Genomic DNA, 18095 nt, shown 5'->3' with positions numbered 1-18095 from the left:
CGGCGCCGGCCGCGGGGGAAGCGGACCGGCGCCGAAGCTGCCTTGCTGCAAGGAGTCAGACAAGGATCACGCGATCAGAAGAAGCCCAGCGCCTTGGGGCTGTAGCTGACCAGGAGGTTCTTGGTCTGCTGGTAGTGGTCCAGCATCATCTTGTGGTTCTCGCGGCCGATGCCGGATTGCTTGTAGCCGCCGAAGGCCGCATGCGCCGGATACAGGTGATAGCAGTTGGTCCACACGCGACCGGCCTGGATTTCGCGCCCCATGCGGAAGGCACGGGTGCCATCGCGGGTCCACAGGCCAGCGCCCAGGCCGTACAGGGTGTCATTGGCGATGGCCAGGGCTTCTTCCTCATCCTTGAAGGTGGTCACCGACACCACGGGGCCGAAGATTTCTTCCTGGAAGATGCGCATCTTGTTGTTGCCCTGGAAGACCGTCGGCTTGACGTAGTAGCCCGAGGCCAGGTCGCCGCCCAGTTCTTCCCGTCCGCCGCCGGCCAGCACCTTGGCGCCTTCCTGCTTGCCGATGTCGATGTAGGAGAGGATCTTTTCCAGCTGTTCCTGCGAGGCCTGCGCGCCGATCATGGTGCTCTTGTCCAGCGGATTGCCCTGCTTGATGGCGGCCACGCGCTTCAAGGCACGTTCGATGAAGCGCTCGTAGACCGATTCCTGCACCAGCACGCGCGAGGGGCAGGTGCAGACCTCGCCCTGGTTCAGCGCGAACATGGCGAAGCCTTCGAGCGCCTTGTCGAAGAATTCGTCATCCTTGTCCAGCACATCGGCAAAGAAGATGTTGGGCGACTTGCCGCCCAGCTCCAGGGTCACCGGGATCAGGTTCTGCGAAGCGTATTGCATGATCAGGCGGCCGGTGGTGGTCTCGCCGGTGAAGGCGATCTTGGCGATGCGCTTGTTGGAGGCCAGCGGCTTGCCGGCTTCTACGCCGAAGCCCTGCACGATATTGACCACGCCGGGCGGGATCAGGTCGGCGATCAGTTCGATCAGGACCATGATGGAGGCGGGCGTCTGTTCAGCAGGCTTCAACACCACGCAGTTGCCGGCCGCCAGCGCCGGGGCCAGCTTCCACACCGCCATCAGGATGGGGAAGTTCCAGGGGATGATCTGGCCGACCACGCCCAGCGGCTCATGGAAGTGGTAGGCGTAGGTGTCGCTGTCGATGGGGCAGATGCTGCCTTCCTGGGTGCGCACGGCAGCGGCGAAATAGCGGAAGTGGTCGATGGCCAGCGGAATGTCGGCGGCCATGGTTTCGCGGATGGGCTTGCCGTTGTCCAGGGTTTCGGCGGTGGCCAGCAGCTCCAGGTTGGCTTCCATGCGGTCGGCGATCTTGAGCAGCACATTGGCGCGCTCGGCCGGGGAAGTCTTGCCCCAGCTCTTCTTGGCGGCGTGCGCGGCATCCAGCGCCAGTTCCACGTCTTCGGCGCTGGAACGGGCCACTTCACAGAAGGCGCGTCCGATCACCGGGCTGATGTTCTCGAAGTATTCCCCCTTGACCGGCGGCACGAATTTGCCACCGATGAAGTTGTCGTAACGTTGCTTGAAGGGATCGCGTACGCCGAGTTTGCTGATGTCTGCCAGGTTCATGTCGTCTCCGTTGGTTATGGTTGAAATCCCGCCGCGATCCGGGCCGCAGCGGGCGTTCATCCCTCCAGATGGCAAATCGCATGCCAGCCGCCAAAGGCCCGCCTGGCGCGGCGCTTCGGGCCATTGCCTTGTCACGCTGTGTCAGTCTGGCGCAGCGTGGGACAGTGCCGGGCAACACGCTGCAACACCTCGGCGGCCGACCGGGGACGTAAAAAAACCGGCCAGCGGCCGGTTTTTGATGCTGCACTCAGCAGGTCTGGATCAGACGGCATCCGGCCCGGTTTCGCCGGTACGGATACGGATCACCTGTTCCACTTCCTGCACGAAGATCTTGCCGTCGCCGATCTTGCCGGTGCGGGCGGCCTTGATGATGGCATCCACGGCCTGCTCGACCACATTGTCATCCACCACGACCTCGATCTTGACCTTGGGCAGGAAATCGACCACGTATTCGGCACCGCGATAGAGTTCGGTGTGGCCCTTCTGGCGACCGAAGCCTTTCACTTCGGTGACCGTCAGGCCCGTGACGCCGACTTCGGCGAGGGATTCACGCACCTCGTCCAGCTTGAACGGTTTGATGATGGCGGTCACTTGTTTCATGGCAATTCCTCTCTTGGTATGTCGTAAAGAAACGATCTGTTGATCTGTTGAATAGCGGGTAAGGATTGTTGTTTTTTTACTGGCAGGGCCGTGGCACCCTGCCCACTTGCACATTGTCAATCAGGCTCGGACAGCTTTCAACCTTATTGGACAGGCTGGACCATAAAAAGCCGCTTTCAGCCCTCCAGATCGGGAATACGCTCCAGATCCCTGAGCCAGACGGTGGCCTCGCCATCACTGGGCGCACGCCAATCCCCGCGCGGCGAGAGCGAGCCGCCGGTACCGACCTTGGGGGCATTGGGCACGCAGGAGCGCTTGAACTGGCTGGTCTTGAAGAAGCGATAGACGAAGATGCCCAGGTTTTTCTTGATCTGCGGCAAGCTGTACTGGTTGCGCGGGCCGTGCAATCCCTCGGGCCAGTGGCCGAGCGTACGGTCCTGCCAGGCGCTGTGCGCCAGGAAGGCCACCTTCGCCGGCGCGAAGCCATAGCGCAGGATGTAGTAGAGATTGAAATCCTGCAGCTCGTAGGGGCCGATGAAGTCCTGCGTGCGCTGGCCCGGCTCGCCGTCCGAGGCGCCCGGCACCAGTTCCGGGCTGATCTCGGTTTCCAGGATGTGGATCAGCACTTCCGGCTGCTTCAGTTCCAGCGAACCCGATTCGGCCACCCAGCGCACCAGGTGGGTAATCAAAGTCTTGGGCACGCTGGCATTGACGTTGTAGTGCGACATGTGATCGCCCACGCCATAGGTGCACCAGCCCAGCGCCAGTTCGGACAGGTCGCCCGTGCCGATGACGATGGCGCCATGATGGTTGGCCAGGCGGAACAGGTGATTGGTGCGCTCGCCGGCCTGCACGTTTTCGAAGGTGATGTCATAGACCGGCTCGCCGCGCGAATACGGGTGGCCGAGGTCTTTCAACATCTGTTCGCAGCTGGGACGGATATCGATTTCCTGCGCCGCGCAGCCGACCTGTGCCATCAGCTGATGCGCCTGCACCAGCGTGCGGCTGCTGGTGGCAAAGCCGGGCATGGTGTAGGCCAGGATGTTGGAACGCGGCAGGCCCAGCTTGTCCATGGCCTTGGCGCAGACCAGCAGCGCGTGCGTCGAATCGAGCCCGCCCGACACACCGATGACCACCTTCTTCAACCCCGACGAGGACAGCCGCTGCACCAGCGCCTGCACCTGGATGTTGTAGACCTCGCGACAGCGCAGTTCGCGCTGTTCGGCATTGGCCGGCACATACGGGAAACGCGCCACCCTGCGCTGCAGCGGCAATGCCTGCTCCACCGGAATCTGCACATCGAAGCGGACCACCTCGAAGCGACGTACTTCTTCTGCATGACGACGCACCGACTGGCCGAAGGTGGTCTGGTGGATGCGCTCACGCGAGAGGCGTTCCAGGTCGACATCGGCATAGATCACGTGACCGCCTTCGGCGAAGCGCTCGGACTCGGCCAGCAGTTCGCCGTTCTCGCAGATGAGTGCCTGGCCATCCCAGGCCAGGTCGGTGGTCGATTCTCCATTGCCGGCCGAGGAATACAGATACGCCGCCAGGCAGCGCGCCGATTGCTGCGACACCAGCTGATGGCGATACCCCGCCTTGCCCACCACGATATTGGAAGCCGACAGGTTCACCAGCACGGTGGCCCCGGCCAGCGCCGCGAAGGAAGACGGCGGGACCGGCACCCAGACGTCTTCGCAGATTTCGATGTGGAAACGGAAGTCGGGGATATTGCCGATCTCGAACAGCAGATGGCTGCCGAAGTCCACATCCTGCCCCAACAGACGCGTGCGGCGCGTGACGGCGCAATCGGCGCTGCTGAACTGGCGCGCTTCGTAGAATTCGCTGTAGTTGGGCAGGTAGCTCTTGGGCACCACGCCCATGATGCGGCCGTTATGGACCACCACGGCGCAGTTGTAAAGCTGGTGATCGACCTTCAGGGGCATGCCCACGACGAGCGCGGCGCAGATGCGCATGGACGCTTCCAGCACCGATTGCAGGGCCTGCAGGGACGCTTCCAGCAAGGCACGCTGCTGGAACAGGTCTTCGCAGCTGTAGGCCGACAGGCCCAGTTCGGGGAAGGACACCAGGGCAGCACCACGGGCGGCGGCCTGTTCGGCCAGGGCGATGGTGCGCTCGGCGTTGAAGCCGGGATCGGCCACCTTGCAGTCCGGCACCGCCACTGCGACGCGGGCGAAACCGTGGCTGTAGAGATTGAAGAAGGGGCTTTGCATAGCGTGTTCGGGACTCCGTGGACATCGCCATGGCGGCGACGCGTTCTGTTCATTTTGCGTAGAATGCCTGTTCCAGCGGGGCCGAGGGCCGCGCCAACTTTCGCAGGTCACTCGCAGTCCATGGATTATCGCACGCGAATCGTTTCTTCTCTGGCCGAGATCGGCCAACAGCGCTGGGATGCCCTGGTGGCGTCCCAGGCCGAGGGCAATCCCTTCCTCTCCTATGCCTTCCTGCATGCGCTGCATGAGAGCGGCAGCGCCAGTCCCGAATCCGGCTGGGAGCCGCATTACCTGACACTGTGGCAGGGCGATGCACAACAAGAACAACTGGTGGCCGCCCTGCCCCTGTACCGCAAGTTCCACTCTTACGGCGAATACGTCTTCGACTGGGCCTGGGCCGAGGCTTACCAGCGGCATGGCGTGGACTACTACCCCAAGCTGCTCTCGGCCATCCCCTTTACGCCGGTACGCGGCGCGCGCCTGATGGCCATCGACGAGACCGCACGCGGCGCGCTGGTGGCCGCGCTACGGGCGCTGCAAGAGCGAAATGAAGTTTCCTCCACGCACATTCTGTATCCCCCGCCGGAACAGGCGCAGCAGCTGGCGGACGACGGTTTCCTGCTGCGCAGTGGCGTGCAGTTCCACTGGCACAATGAAGGTTATGGCGATTTTGCGGAATTCGTCGACACGCTGGACCGCAAGAAGCGCAAGAACATCCTGGCCGAACGGCGCAAGGTGGCCGAGCAAGGCGTGCGCTTCGTCTGGCTGCGCGGAGCCGAGATCACCGAGGCGCACTGGCGCTTCTTCAATCGCTGCTACCGGCACACCTATGCGGCGCACTATTCCACGCCCTACCTGAACCTGGATTTCTTCCGCCGCATCGGCCAGACCATGCCGCAGCATCTGCTGCTGACGGTGGCCCTGCGCGGCGAGCAGCCGATTGCCTCTTCGCTCACCGTGCATGACGACGACACGCTCTATGGCCGCTACTGGGGCGCGCTGGAACACGTACCCTGCCTGCATTTCGAGACGGCGTATTACCAGCCGCTGGAATTCTGCATCGCCGAGAAGATCACCTGGTTCGAAGGCGGCGCCCAGGGCGAGCACAAGATGGCGCGCGGTTTTCTGCCGCAGAAAACCTGGTCGGCGCACTGGCTGGCGCATCCGGGGTTCTACGATGCGGTGGAGCATTTCCTGTCGCGCGAAAGCAATGGCATCGATGGCTATATTTCCGAGCTGAACGAACACAATCCCTTCCGCGATCCGCCGCGCTGAAAATGCGCAAAGCACCGGTTCGTGCTACACACGGATCGGTTTCAACTGAAATGCGCAAATGATTTAAATTGTTTATATTTTCAGGCTGGCTTACGCTTACCAGGATTTCTGCGCGCCATTTAGGGTTGTCTCTGATGTGGAAGCACAACCATGCGAATCAACTACGCGTTTTTTGATTGCCTGACTCAAGCGTGGATGCAGGCACCACACCGCGCCAAGCCTCCAGGTCTTTCCCGGTGAGTGGGTTGCCCCCGACGCTTGCCAGAATTTCCGCAGGCCATTTTGGCTTGTCTTTGATGTGAAAGCACAACCAACCCACCAGCCCAAATGGAACGGTGAACCATATAAAAAACGCCGTAAAGATTTGCGCCAGCACCATGCCGACACTCGGCGCATGTCGTCCCGGACCAATGAGCGGTTGGCCCCAACACAATGCTCCCCACAATGACTGCGTAGCCGGTGGAATATACGGCCCGTCATCTTGCACAAACAACGGCCCTTCATGTTCCATGAAGCGGCGCACATGTTCCCAGCGGTCTAGCAGTAACTGCACCGCCAGCGCATTGGTGCTGCCGCCCACTTCGAACTGGCCTATCACCGTGGGATCTTGTGGGCTTTGCACTACCACACAAGAAAGCGAAGCGAGTTCTTGGGCGACATTACCTGTGACCACGCGAGAGCGTGTCACTTGGCCGCGTATGCAAGACCAGTCGTAGGTCTGAATTTCATACTTGCCACCACCCCATAGCGGTAGCCAGCGAAACAGCAGCGTTTGATCAAAGAACACATGCACCTTCCCTGCGGCACGGTCAAAGAGTACAGGGGCGTAGCGGTAGCCGGTGATGTCCCAGCGGATAAGGAACCAGACCATTAACACACAGAATACAAACAAACAAAACGACAATCCAAATGCGAAACCGCTGCCCAAACCACCCTGGCCAATCTGGCTAAATAACCACGGGAGCCCTTGTATTCCCACTGAAAGAATTGGTAAGCCCATAAATAATGCACCAAACGCCGCCATGCCTAGCCCACCTGCAATCTGATCGGCGTAAGCCAAACCATGCGGATAGGCTTCCATTGCCAAGCCACCTGTATGGGGTGCGCGACTCACACTCAAACTGTGCGGGGGCAGTAGTACTGCATCGGTGCCAAAGCCTTTAAAAGCAGGATCATTACGCAGAGCAAAAAATGCATCGCTGGCAGCTTGCCCTGTCCAGTCATACAGCACAAAGTCACTCTCATGAGCGGCTGACCCATCTGGCTTGAACGAACCATAGGGCTTACCTTGCGCACCTTCTTGTTGCGCACGCTGTGCAATGCGTGCGGCTTTGCGATCGCCCTTGCTCATCGTTTTTTACTCATCATATTTCGCGGCTGCCGGCCAGGGCAATTTGCAGTGCAAATCAACTACGAGCTTTTTGATTGCCAGACTCATCTTTGGATGCAGGCACCACCCCGCGCCAAGCCGCCAGGTCTTTCCCGCTAAGTGGGTTACCTCCCACGCTCGCTAGAATTTCTGCAGGCCATTTAGGTTTGTCTTTGATGTGAAAGCACACCCAACCCACCAGCCCAAACGGAACGGTGAACCACACAAAGCACGCCGTAAATAATTGCGCCAACACCATGCCGACACTCGGCGCATGTCGTCCTGGACCAATAAGCGGTTGGCCCCAGCACAAAGCGCCCCACAATGACTGCGTAGCCGGTGGAACATACGGCCCGTCATCTTGCACAAACAGCGGCCCTTCATGTTCCATGAAGCGGCGCACATGTTCCCAGCGGTCTAGCAGTAACTGCACCGCCAGCGCATTGGTGCTGCCGCCCACTTCGAACTGGGCTACCACTGTGGGATCTTGTGGACCTCGTACCACCACACAAGAGAGCGAAGCGAGTTCTTGTGCGGTGTTCCCAGTGAACACACGAGAGCGCGTCACTTGGCCGCGTATGCAAGACCAGTCGTAGGTCTGGATTTCATACTTGCCACCTGTAGTTGCCCCCGCAATTCAGGACACTCAGACATCGTTAAGTTACTGATGCTGCAGCCCGTCTGAACTCGCGAGGCGAGCGGTATTTCAGGGCCTTGTGCGGATGGCGCTCATTGTATTGCTCGAAGGCAGAGGCCAGATGCGTGAGCGCCGTAGGCACATCGGGCTTGTCCATGAAGGCGATGTAATCATGCTTCATCGTTTTTACGAACCGCTCCGCCATGCCGTTACTCTGTGGCGAGCGCACGGGCGTGGTCAAGGGCTCCAATCCCAGCTCGCGAGCGAAGCTGCGTGTGCGATGGTCGATGTAGGCCGAGCCGTTGTCGCTGAGCCATTCAATCACCTGTGGAGTCTGCGTGCTTCCAAACCTCTGCTCCACGGCGGCCAGCATCACGTCGCGCACGACATCCCCGCTATGCCCACCGGTAGTGGCCGCCCAGCTGATGGCTTCACGGTCACAACAATCCAGTGCAAACGTCACTCTCAATGCAGCCCCGTCATCACAACGGAATTCGAAGCCGTCCGAACACCAGCGCGCATTACTTTGCTTGACCGCTACGCGACCATCGTGGCGTCGATTGTCGCGTCTCACACCAGGTCGGCGCAGCAGCAACGCGTGCTCTCGCATGACGCGATAGACCCGCTTATGGTTCACGCACGCTTGCCCCAGAGATTCCCGGCTACGTCGCAGCAAAGCCCAGATGCGGCGATAGCCATAGCTCGGCAAGCTCGCGACATACAGCTCAATCTCTTCGAGCAAGCCGCTGTCGCCGACTTTGCGAGCACTACGGCCATCTCGCCATTCCGGGCTCCGGGCTCGTTTTACTGCCACTGCAGAGCGCGCCACACCGAGAACGTCACAGACCACTTTCATTGGTCGTCCTCCGGCAGCAAGGGCGAGCGCGCAATCAGGTTTTTTGACCGGCCCCATTCGACGGCCTCGCGCAGAATCTCGTTCTCCATGGTCTTCTTGCCCAACAGCCGCTGCAGTTCTTTGATTTCCTTGATGGCCGCGGCCAGCTCCGAGGCCGGGACTACCGTCTCGCCAGCCTTGACGGCGGTCAGACTGCCTTCCTGGTACTGCTTGCGCCAACCAAACACCTGGTTCGCGTTCACCCCGTGTCGCCTGGCAACGGCTGATACGGAAGCTCCAGGAGCCAAGGTCTCCTGGACGATGGCTATTTTTTCTTGGGGCGTGCGTCTTCTGCGACGCTCCGGCTCGGTCAGAATCTCGATGTGCTCCACGGTTTGCCTAGTCGTAAAACTGGTCATAAGACTATCCTCTATTTTAAGAGAGTCTTCGTGTCCTGAGATTCAAGGGGCTATTCCACCACCACCCCATAGCGGTAGCCAGCGAAACAACAGTGTTTGGTCAAAGAACACATGCACTTTGCCGGCGGCACGGTCAAAGAGTACAGGGGCGTAGCGGTAGCCGGTGATGTCCCAACGAATCAGAAAGTAAAGAACTACTGTACTAAATGCATTCAGGCACATTATCAAAAATCCCCAGAACCATCCAAGAGAGCCTAGTCTTGCGATAGATTCATAAATGCCGAGAAAAATAATAGGAGAAGACAACAATGCACCAAACGCTGCCATTCCCACCATCCCCGCGATCTGATCGGTGTAAGCCAATCCATGCGGATAAGCTTCGATGACCGAGCCGCTTGCATTGGGGGTGCGACTTACGCCCAAGCTGTGCGGGGGCAGCAGCACGGACTCAGTGCCCAAACCCTTAAAGGCAGGCTCGTTATGCAGCGCAAAAAATGTGTCACTGGCGGCTTGCCCTGTCCAGTCGTACAGCACAAAGTCACTCTCATGGGCGGCTGCACCATCTGGCTCGAACGAGCCATAGGGCTTACCTTGTGCACCTTCCTGTTGCGCACGCTGGGCAATGCGTGCGGCTTTGCGGTCACCCTTGCTCATCGTTTTTTACTCATCAAATTTTTCGCCTTCTGGCCAAGAAAATTTGCAGTGCAAATCAACTACGAGCTTTTTGATTGCCAGACTCATGTTTGGATGCTGGCACCACACCGCGCCAAGCGTCCAGGTCTTTCCCGGTGAGTGGGTTGCCCCCGACGCTTGCCAGAATTTCCGCAGGCCATTTTGGTTTGTCTTTGATATGGAAGCACAACCAACCCACTAGCCCAAATGGAACGGTGAACCATATAAAAAACGCCGTAAAGATTTGCGCCAACACCATGCCGACACTCGGCGCATGTCGTCCCGGACCAATGAGCGGTTGGCCCCAACACAATGCTCCCCACAATGACTGCGTAGCCGGTGGAACATACGGCCCGTCATCTTGCACAAACAGCGGCCCTTCATGTTCCATGAAGCGGCGCACATGTTCCCAGCGGTCTAGCAGTAACTGCACCGCCAGCGCATTGGTGCTGCCACCCACTTCGAACTGGGCTACCACCGTGGGATCTTGTGGACCTCGCACCACCACACAAGAGAGCGAAGCGAGTTCTTGTGCGGTGTTCCCAGTGAACACACGAGAGCGCGTCACTTGGCCGCGTATGCAAGACCAGTCGTAGGTCTGAATTTCATACTTGCCGCCACCCCATAGCGGTAGCCAGCGAAACAACAGCATTTGATCAAAGAACACATGCACTTTGCCGGCGGCACGGTCAAAGAGTACAGGGGCGTAGCGGTAGCCGGTGATGTCCCAGCGGAAAGAAAAGTAGAGAACAGTTCCACCGAAGAGAATCGTCAACAATCCGAATAGCTGAATTCCAAAGCCGAACATTCCATTGTTATGAATAGTGATAAGAAGGTGACACATAAGTAAGAAGAGTGGCGAAAACATTAATGCACTAAACGCTCCCACTCCCACCATCCCTGCAATCCGATCAACATAGGCCAAGCCATGCGGATAAGCTTCGATGACCGAGCCGCTTGTATTAGGGTTGCGGCTCACGCTCAAGCTGTGCGGAGGCAGTAGTACCGCATCATTACCTAAGCCTTTAAATGCAGGCTCGTTATGCAGAGCAAAAAATGCGTCACTGGCGGCTTGTCCTGTCCAGTCGTACAGCACAAAGTCACTCTCATGAGCGGCTGACCCATCTGGCTTGAACGAACCATAGGGCTTACCTTGCGCACCTTCTTGTTGCGCACACTGTGCAATGCGTACGGCTTTGCGGTCACCCTTGCTCATCGGTTTTTACTCATCAAATTTTTCGCCTTCTGGCCAAGAAAATTTGCAGTGCAAATCAACTACGAGCTTTTTGATTGCCAGACTCATGTTTGGATGCAGGCACCACACCGCGCCAAGCCTCCAGGTCTTTCCCGGTGAGTGGGTTGCCCCCGACGCTTGCCAGAATTTCCGCAGGCCATTTTGGTTTGTCTTTGATATGGAAGCACAACCAACCCACTAGCCCAAATGGAACGGTGAACCATATAAAAAACGCCGTAAAGATTTGCGCCAACACCATGCCGACACTCGGCGCATGTCGTCCCGGACCAATGAGCGGTTGGCCCCAACACAATGCTCCCCACAATGACTGCGTAGCCGGTGGAACATACGGCCCGTCATCTTGCACAAACAGCGGCCCTTCATGTTCCATGAAGCGGCGCACATGTTCCCAGCGGTCTAGCAGTAACTGCACCGCCAGCGCATTGGTGCTGCCACCCACTTCGAACTGGGCTACCACCGTGGGATCTTGTGGACCTCGCACCACCACACAAGAAAGCGAAGCGAGTTCTTGTGCGGTGTTCCCAGTGAACACACGAGAGCGCGTCACTTGGCCGCGTATGCAAGACCAGTCGTAGGTCTGGATTTCATACTTGCCACCACCCCACAGCGGTAGCCAGCGAAACAGCAGCGTTTGATCAAAGAACACATGCACCTTCCCTGCGGCACGATCAAAGAGTACAGGGGCGTAGCGGTAGCCGGTGATGTCCCAACGGAAAGAAAAGTAGAGAATAGTTCCACCAAAAAGAAGCATTACCACTCCGAGTAACTGAATTCCAATACCCAAATTTCCGTTTTGATGAATAGAGATAAGAAGGTGACACATAAGTAAGAAGGCTGGCAAAAACATGAACAAAGCCATAAAAGCCATCGCCCCCACAATCCCCGCAATTTGATCGGTGTAAGCCAACCCATGCGGATAGGCCTCGATGACCGAGCCGCTTGTATTAGGTGTACGGCTCACGCTCAAGCTGTGCGGTGGCAGCAGCACCGCATCATTGCCCAACCCCTTGAAGGCAGGCTCGTTATGCAGAGCAAAAAATGCGTCACTAGCGGCTTGCCCCGTCCAGTCATACAACACGAAGTCACTCTCATGGACATCTGGGCCATCGGGTTCGAACGAACCATAGGGCTTACCTTGCGCACCTTCTTGTTGCGCACGCTGTGCAATGCGTGCGGCTTTGCGGTCACCCTTGCTCATCGTTTTTTACTCATCAAATTTTTCGCCTTCTGGCCAAGAAAATTTGCAGTGCAAATCAACTACGAGCTTTTTGATTGCCAGACTCATGTTTGGATGCTTGCACCACACCGCGCCAAGCCTCCAGGTCTTTCCCGCTAAGTGGGTTACCTCCCACGCTCGCTAGAATTTCTGCAGGCCATTTTGGTTTGTCTTTGATGTGAAAGCACACCCAACCCACCAGCCCAAACGGAACGGTGAACCATACAAAACACGCAGTAAACATTTGCGCCAGCACCATGCCAACACTCGGCGCATGTCGTCCCGGACCAATGAGCGGTTGGCCCCAGCACAATGCGCCCCACAATGACTGTGTAGCCGGCGGTACATACGGGCCGTCATCTTGCACAAACAACGGACCCTCGTGTTCCATGAAGCGGCGCACATGTTCCCAGCGGTCTAGCAGTAGCTGCACCGCCAGCGCATTGGTGCTGCCGCCCACTTCAAACTGGGCTACCACCGTGGGATCTTGTGGGCTTTGCACTACCACACAAGAAAGCGAAGCGAGTTCTTGTGCGGTGTTCCCAGTGACCACGCGAGAGCGCGTCACTTGGCCGCGTATGCAAGACCAGTCGTAGGTCTGGATTTCATACTTGCCGCCACCCCACAGCGGTAGCCAGCGAAACAGCAGCGTTTGATCAAAGAACACATGCACCTTCCCTGCGGCACGATCAAAGAGTACAGGGGCGTAGCGATAGCCGGTGATGTCCCAACGGATAAGGAAATAAAGAATGCTTGTACTAAAGACCAAACATATCCATCCAAATAATGTTGAAAAAATTCCGAATTGGTTAAATCTCACAATTGAATCGTAAATATATATACCAGCAAGTGGCGAAAACATTAATGCACCAAATGCCGCCATTCCCACGATTCCTGCGATCTGATCGGCGTAAGCCAGCCCATGCGGATAGGCTTCGATGACCGAGGCACTTGTATTAGGGGTGCGGCTCACGCTCAAGCTGTGCGGTGGCAGCAGCACTGCATCAGTGCCCAAACCCTTAAAAGCAGCCTCGTTATGCAAAGCAAAAAATGCGTCGCTGGCAGCTTGCCCCGTCCAGTCGTATAGCACAAAGTCACTCTCATGGGCGGCTGCGCCATCTGGTTCGAAGGAACCATAGGGCTTACCTTGGGCACCTTCTTGTTGCGCACGCTGCGCAATGCGTGCGGCTTTGCGGTCACCCTTGCTCATCATCTTTACTCATAAAATAGTTAGTATCGGGTCAGCCACGCTTGACTTCCAAGGTATCTTGCACGATGGGCACCCGAGTACGAAGGTCATATATCGTATAGGTAAACCGCACAGACTCTGCGGCTTTCCATGACGGCGCGCCTAGCGGCAGCTTGAGGCTAAATACGTAGTGCCCGCTATCTTTATCTAGCGTCATGGGGGCTGCGCCATCTGTTTGTGGAAGTGCGCTGGCGGGAGAAGGTATCAGCTTATAGGTTACGCGATGGTTTTCGTCACCCGCACTGGCTTCGATGCGAGCCTCCAGCACGTTGGCACTGACATAGTTGGTGTGCCATGTGAGCGTGGCTTTGACCCCGACGGAAAGGGCATTGAAACCGTCGACCTCGGCGGCCAAACCACGCTGTGCCCAGCGAATCATGGCTTCCGCATCGCTCTTGTCTTGTGGCTCTTCGGAGGCTGCGAACTTGCCTTCGCCGCGCTCACCGTTTCCCCAGTAGCTGCGCTTGAGGAAGACTTCATTGAGGTCATCTTCCAGACTCTCTGCATACAGCATGGCTGCAAAACCCAAGACCCCCGCTACAATGCCAATGCCTGTGAGCGACGCTCCCAGTAATTCAGCCGCTGCTGCACCACCAAGGCGAGTGACTACCAGCCGCGAAATAGCAAAGCGGGCAACCGTGGCGTTCGCGAAGGCAATGGTAGTACCGCCTAACAATGTAATGTTAGAAGCCAAGAACAAAATACCTCCGTTTCTATACATAGTCCCCGCTTCTAAGTCTCCCCTCACCAAACGTGAGTGGTATTTAGCAAACGCAGCAATAGCATCAAACCCCGAACTCGCAGCCCCAGCAATCCCCGCCACCAAACGCAGTGATGCCGCCGCCGCAATGCGGCTGGCCAACACCAGCTTGCTACCAGATGCCTTGATTTCAAACACCGCAGCCGCCAAACCAAACCCACCCTCGAACAAGCCCGCACTGCTGCCCATCACGGACATCAAGGTATCGGCATAGGCATAGCCTTCTTCGTCGGGGAGTTTGCTCAATGCACTAAGCAATGCCCGGCACTGAAAGAACCCCACGATCGCCACCACACCGCCCTGGCGTGACCAGAAGGCTTTCTTGCTGGCCAGGGCAAAACTGGCTTGCTCCTGCACCAGATGCAGTGCCGTGGACTTGGGCAGCTTGAAGCTGCGCGATAGTTTGCCCAAGGTGCCTTCGGCCACCACGTCCACCAACTCCTCGCCTTGACGGATGGCTTGGCGGGTGAGTTCAGCCAGTTTGGCCTCGGTCAACATCAGCGGCTGAAACTCGGCAAGCTGTAGCGCGGGGGTGTCGTGGACGCTGAGCTTGCGCAGCGTGTTGCGACTTTGGCGGCGGGTCTGGCGGTTGGTGCTGCTTTTGGTCTCAAGAGTGGTTTCAAAGGTTCTGGGACGAAGGCCTGCTGCCATCGCATCAAGCGTTTCCCCTGTCGGCAGTTTGACAGCGATGGTGACATACCGCTCTGCGCCGGGGTTGAGCATGATGTTCATGATGGCCGCAGTGCGGATATGCACAGCAAATGCCTGCATGACTTTTTCCGGCGTTGCCAGCGCGGCCCCTAGTTGCTTGGCCCGTTGTGGGTCCAGCATGACGGCCTGCAACTGTGCGGCTTGCTGCTGTACCTGGAGCAGGCTATGAATATGCGCTTCATGCTTTTCATGTCGGGCGTGCAGGGCTTCTTTCACGACTTCGGGCAACTCCCCTATCAGTCCATTGATCTTTTCTGCCGTGTCCTTGTGCTTGCCCGGATCGCTCTTGATGGCACTGAACAGCCCCCACGGCTCCAGCATGGCTTTATCGATCCATGTGGCCGGTGCCTCAGGGTCTTTGCCATAGGCTTTGGCTAGCTCTTTTACGGTGATGGGCGTGATGGCACCACCACCCCATATCTTTTCCTGTGCGCCCAGGTGGTCGAGGTACTCCTCGACCTGCTGCCGCGCTGTACCGTGGGCGGCCTGGGGCTTGATGAGCGATAACTGCTGATTGAAGTCGTGACGCACGGTGACGGCCAACGGCGCAGCGGTCAACCACTGCACGTAGTCGCTGTCAAACTTGGCGATATGGGCTTGCCATTGCTCCAGACCCGCCTTGAATTTGTCACGGAACTGATTCAGTTCAGCCATGCGCAGCTTGCCGTGATAGCGCTCGATGCGCGATTGGCTGTCGGCTCTTGCCAGGCCTTCCAAGCCTTTTTGTACTTGCGCTTCCGGCAGCGTGACCCGGTATGTCACGGGATTACTCCCGTTGGCCGTGATGGAGGTACCTGCCGGGTAATACGGTTTTCCGGTTGAACGCTCCTGGGCACGCATCTGTTGCAACTCTTCTTCGGTAATCGTCAGATGTTCCCGATAGACACCGGCGTTACGCAGGTCTTTCTGGTAACTGAGCTTTGCTGAAAAAACCCAGTGCTCGATCATTTCGACGTGCAAGGCGGAACGCAACTTCCAGCTGCGTAATGCATCATGGTCTGTTCCATTGGGATTGGGGCGCCCGCTACCCATGCCTTTTGCGCTTCCACGGCACACAGGCGCAAGTGGTTCAACTGCTCGATCACGCCCACGTCATCCGGCAACATGAGCAAGAGCGATTTGTTGACGTACAGGGTCGGGTGATCGACTTTTTCAGCGGCACGCACGGCGTTTTCAAGGGCTTGCGCTTGTCCGAAGCGGGCGCTGTCGAGCGGGCGCAAGGCCAGCTCAAACGCCTTTTTATACGCAGGGCTGGCCTCCTTCACAAAGTCTGCGACGTTGTGCTGCAGCGACGCCGCATTGAGCGGCAGGCATCCGGTCTTGGGAAACTCGCCTTGCATGACGATTTTTTGAGGATGCAGTTCACGTCCGCGCAAGTCCCTGAGCTTCTTTTTGCCTGCCGGCTTGCCATCGGGGCCGGGCACATCCACCAAGGGATTCTCTGCATACTGCTGGAGCACGGTGGCTGACCACAGACGCGGCGTATAGGCCAGCCACACGGTGGCGATGTTCTTGGCGCCAGCGATACTGATGAGGTGCGCCGGCAAATTGGCGCCGCCACGCGAGCATTGTTTGGGTTCTGAAGCATTGACAAAACCGTCTTGCAGTTTGGCGTACTGCTTAACACTGACCTGATGCATGATTTTGCGGGTCAGTCCGTTGGCCATCACTTGCCAGACATCCCAGCGCTCATTGTGCGCAAAGTACAGTTTGATGTAGCCGGCGCGTGCAATGCGGGCGACGGGCGTGGTCGCTTCGCGTTTGATGCTGGCGAACTCTGCATCGAAGCCCGATGCCCAAGCGTAGCCGGCATCACGCAAGGCTTGTGCATGCGCTTGCGCAACCACCGAGGGCGTGACCACCTGGATTTGCAAGTCCGCACGATGGCAGGCCTGGCACGCAGCCTTGGCGCTCAGTGGCGGCACCCCGGCGATGGCGTTGATGGTGTGGTTGGCGACTTGCTGTTGGTATTCTGCCGCTGCTTCATCAAGCATGTTGTTCTTCCTGAAATCATGTTGTTATCCCTCCCAACCGATTTAGTTTTCTGGCTGCTTCAGCGCGCGCTTTTCCCGATAACGGTCCAATAAGGCAGGCAGGCTCTGGCTGAGTTTGTCACCCTGCTGCACCGCGTTTTTTACTGCTGCAATCAACTCGGCATCCTCTGCAAAGCGACTTGGCATCTGCATGGCGGTAATGGCATAGACTGCGATGTCTTCACCATCGAGTCCCATCTCTCGTGCGCGGTACACCCATTGGTGTAGCTGCTCCTGGGCGTCCGGCTGGAGGGGGCGGGCAGTTTCGTGGCATAGGCTTTTCCACTGCTGGAGCAGTTGCTGCACCAGTGGCACGTTCTCCAGTTGCAGCCACTGCGTGGTGTCCAGTCGCACAGCGGAGGGCGGCAATGTATTCCATGCAGCTTCATGCTCAGATGCATATGTCTTGAGTCTGCCGTTGCCATCATGGGCGATCCACACGCCCTGCCCCAGCAGGCCCTGTTTCTGGGTGGCGGTGAGGGTAGGCCAGAGCACCTCCAGATAATCGGGGTTGTACCAACGCACCCCGGATCTGCGCCGGTGAATACCCATGCCGATGGAGGAGGCACTGAGGCGCACACTGATCTGTGCGGCAGTTTCGGGGCTGACTATCCAGCCACATACCGCCCGCTCAGCCTGTCCGGGATCATCATTGGTCTGCAGTATGTTGACCCGCTGGCCGAGCAGGGATTCTGCATACGACTGCGAAATGCTGCTCTCCATCAATGGGTCGTCCATGCCCGCATCCGTTTCCAGAAAATATGCCGCGACTCGTCGACAATCGAGCGTGATGAGGCGCCCACATGCATCTTCAGACCAACCGACCACATCGGGGATAGCTGGCTTTATCAATGCAACTTCACGTTTGCTTTCACCCAGAAGCTCAAGTGGGTCCGCCAGCTCGGGGGCATAGACCAAATGAAGGTAAGACTGTGGCTGGTGGGCCTTGACCGCGGTAATGGCATCCAGTATGGCGCGACGAAAGTGTGACAACCCTTGCTGTGCGGGATTCATGAGCACTCGTTAAAAGTCTGAAAACATCGATAGGCAGATTTTTTGATCTATTGTTTGCAACACAAAATTGTGGTGGCAATCCGCTTGCTTGAAACGCCCACTACAGGTTGCATCAAGCGTAACTGCAATGTCGGGACTTAGGACTATTCCTCTACTGTTCAGTTCAACGGCTCTTGGCATTTCTGAAAGGCAGTGGCTCCTGCCCCAGCGTGCCGAATGAG

At 57.8% G+C, this 18095-nt stretch carries 14 protein-coding genes; 1 reads left to right on the top strand and 13 read right to left on the bottom strand.

The annotated features are described in order from the left end of the window. Positions 1–74: 74 nt before the first annotated feature. From adh to AACH55_RS08905, 3 genes are all read right to left on the bottom strand, one after another. On the bottom strand, positions 75–1595 hold the full coding sequence (gene adh, locus AACH55_RS08915; protein ID WP_338719073.1) for an aldehyde dehydrogenase: 1521 nt from the start codon (positions 1593–1595) through the stop codon (positions 75–77). Between the two features lie 261 nt (positions 1596–1856). Then, positions 1857–2195: a P-II family nitrogen regulator gene (locus tag AACH55_RS08910; protein ID WP_145602603.1), complete on the bottom strand. Its 339-nt coding sequence runs from the start codon at positions 2193–2195 to the stop codon at positions 1857–1859. Between the two features lie 176 nt (positions 2196–2371). Beyond that, positions 2372–4429: an NAD(+) synthase gene (locus AACH55_RS08905; protein WP_338719072.1), complete on the bottom strand. Its 2058-nt coding sequence runs from the start codon at positions 4427–4429 to the stop codon at positions 2372–2374. A 120-nt stretch (positions 4430–4549) separates the two neighbouring features. Here AACH55_RS08905 and AACH55_RS08900 point away from each other — a divergent pair, with 120 nt between their 5' ends. Beyond that, positions 4550–5704 (top strand): GNAT family N-acetyltransferase, encoded by a 1155-nt coding sequence (locus AACH55_RS08900; protein WP_338719071.1) that lies wholly within the window; start codon positions 4550–4552, stop codon positions 5702–5704. A gap of 157 nt (positions 5705–5861) precedes the next feature. Here the strand turns inward: AACH55_RS08900 and AACH55_RS08895 are convergent, their stop codons facing one another. From AACH55_RS08895 to AACH55_RS08850, 10 genes are all read right to left on the bottom strand, one after another. Next, a complete protein-coding gene (locus tag AACH55_RS08895; protein WP_338719070.1) occupies positions 5862–7055 on the bottom strand; it encodes a DUF6708 domain-containing protein in 1194 nt (397 codons plus the stop codon). 55 nt (positions 7056–7110) lie between these two features. Further along, positions 7111–7677, bottom strand: a complete 567-nt coding sequence (locus AACH55_RS08890; RefSeq protein WP_338720228.1) for a DUF6708 domain-containing protein — start codon at positions 7675–7677, stop codon at positions 7111–7113. Positions 7678–7729: 52 nt separating this feature from the next. Beyond that, positions 7730–8964, bottom strand: a protein-coding gene (locus AACH55_RS08885; RefSeq protein ID WP_338715475.1) for an IS3 family transposase whose coding sequence is annotated in 2 segments (ribosomal slippage) — positions 7730–8604 and positions 8604–8964 — 1236 coding nt in all. Because the reading frame shifts where the segments join, the coding sequence is not laid out codon by codon here. 42 nt (positions 8965–9006) lie between these two features. Then, the gene (locus AACH55_RS08880; protein ID WP_338719069.1) at positions 9007–9618 is read right to left on the bottom strand and encodes a hypothetical protein; all 612 of its coding nucleotides are present in this window, start codon (positions 9616–9618) and stop codon (positions 9007–9009) included. A 55-nt stretch (positions 9619–9673) separates the two neighbouring features. Next, positions 9674–10852, bottom strand: a complete 1179-nt coding sequence (locus tag AACH55_RS08875; RefSeq protein WP_338719068.1) for a DUF6708 domain-containing protein — start codon at positions 10850–10852, stop codon at positions 9674–9676. 55 nt (positions 10853–10907) lie between these two features. Beyond that, on the bottom strand, positions 10908–12089 hold the full coding sequence (locus tag AACH55_RS08870) for a DUF6708 domain-containing protein (protein WP_338719067.1): 1182 nt from the start codon (positions 12087–12089) through the stop codon (positions 10908–10910). A 55-nt stretch (positions 12090–12144) separates the two neighbouring features. Then, positions 12145–13320 carry a DUF6708 domain-containing protein gene (locus tag AACH55_RS08865; RefSeq protein ID WP_338719066.1) on the bottom strand — a complete coding sequence of 392 codons (1176 nt, stop codon included), beginning with the start codon at positions 13318–13320 and terminating at the stop codon, positions 12145–12147. 28 nt (positions 13321–13348) lie between these two features. Next, positions 13349–15775 (bottom strand): hypothetical protein, encoded by a 2427-nt coding sequence (locus AACH55_RS08860; RefSeq protein WP_338719065.1) that lies wholly within the window; start codon positions 15773–15775, stop codon positions 13349–13351. Further along, positions 15772–16821, bottom strand: coding sequence for a toxin VasX (locus AACH55_RS08855; RefSeq protein ID WP_338719064.1), 1050 nt, complete (start codon positions 16819–16821; stop codon positions 15772–15774). The genes AACH55_RS08860 and AACH55_RS08855 overlap by 4 nt, the downstream gene beginning before the upstream one ends. 42 nt (positions 16822–16863) lie before the next feature. Beyond that, the gene (locus AACH55_RS08850) at positions 16864–17874 is read right to left on the bottom strand and encodes a hypothetical protein (RefSeq protein ID WP_338719063.1); all 1011 of its coding nucleotides are present in this window, start codon (positions 17872–17874) and stop codon (positions 16864–16866) included. Positions 17875–18095: the final 221 nt, after the last annotated feature.

Origin of the sequence: Herbaspirillum sp. DW155, from assembly GCF_037076565.1 — a bacterium.
Lineage (GTDB): Bacteria > Pseudomonadota > Gammaproteobacteria > Burkholderiales > Burkholderiaceae_D > Herbaspirillum.
Note: the sequence above shows the minus strand (reverse complement) of the source record. Positions and strands in the feature narration are given on the sequence as shown.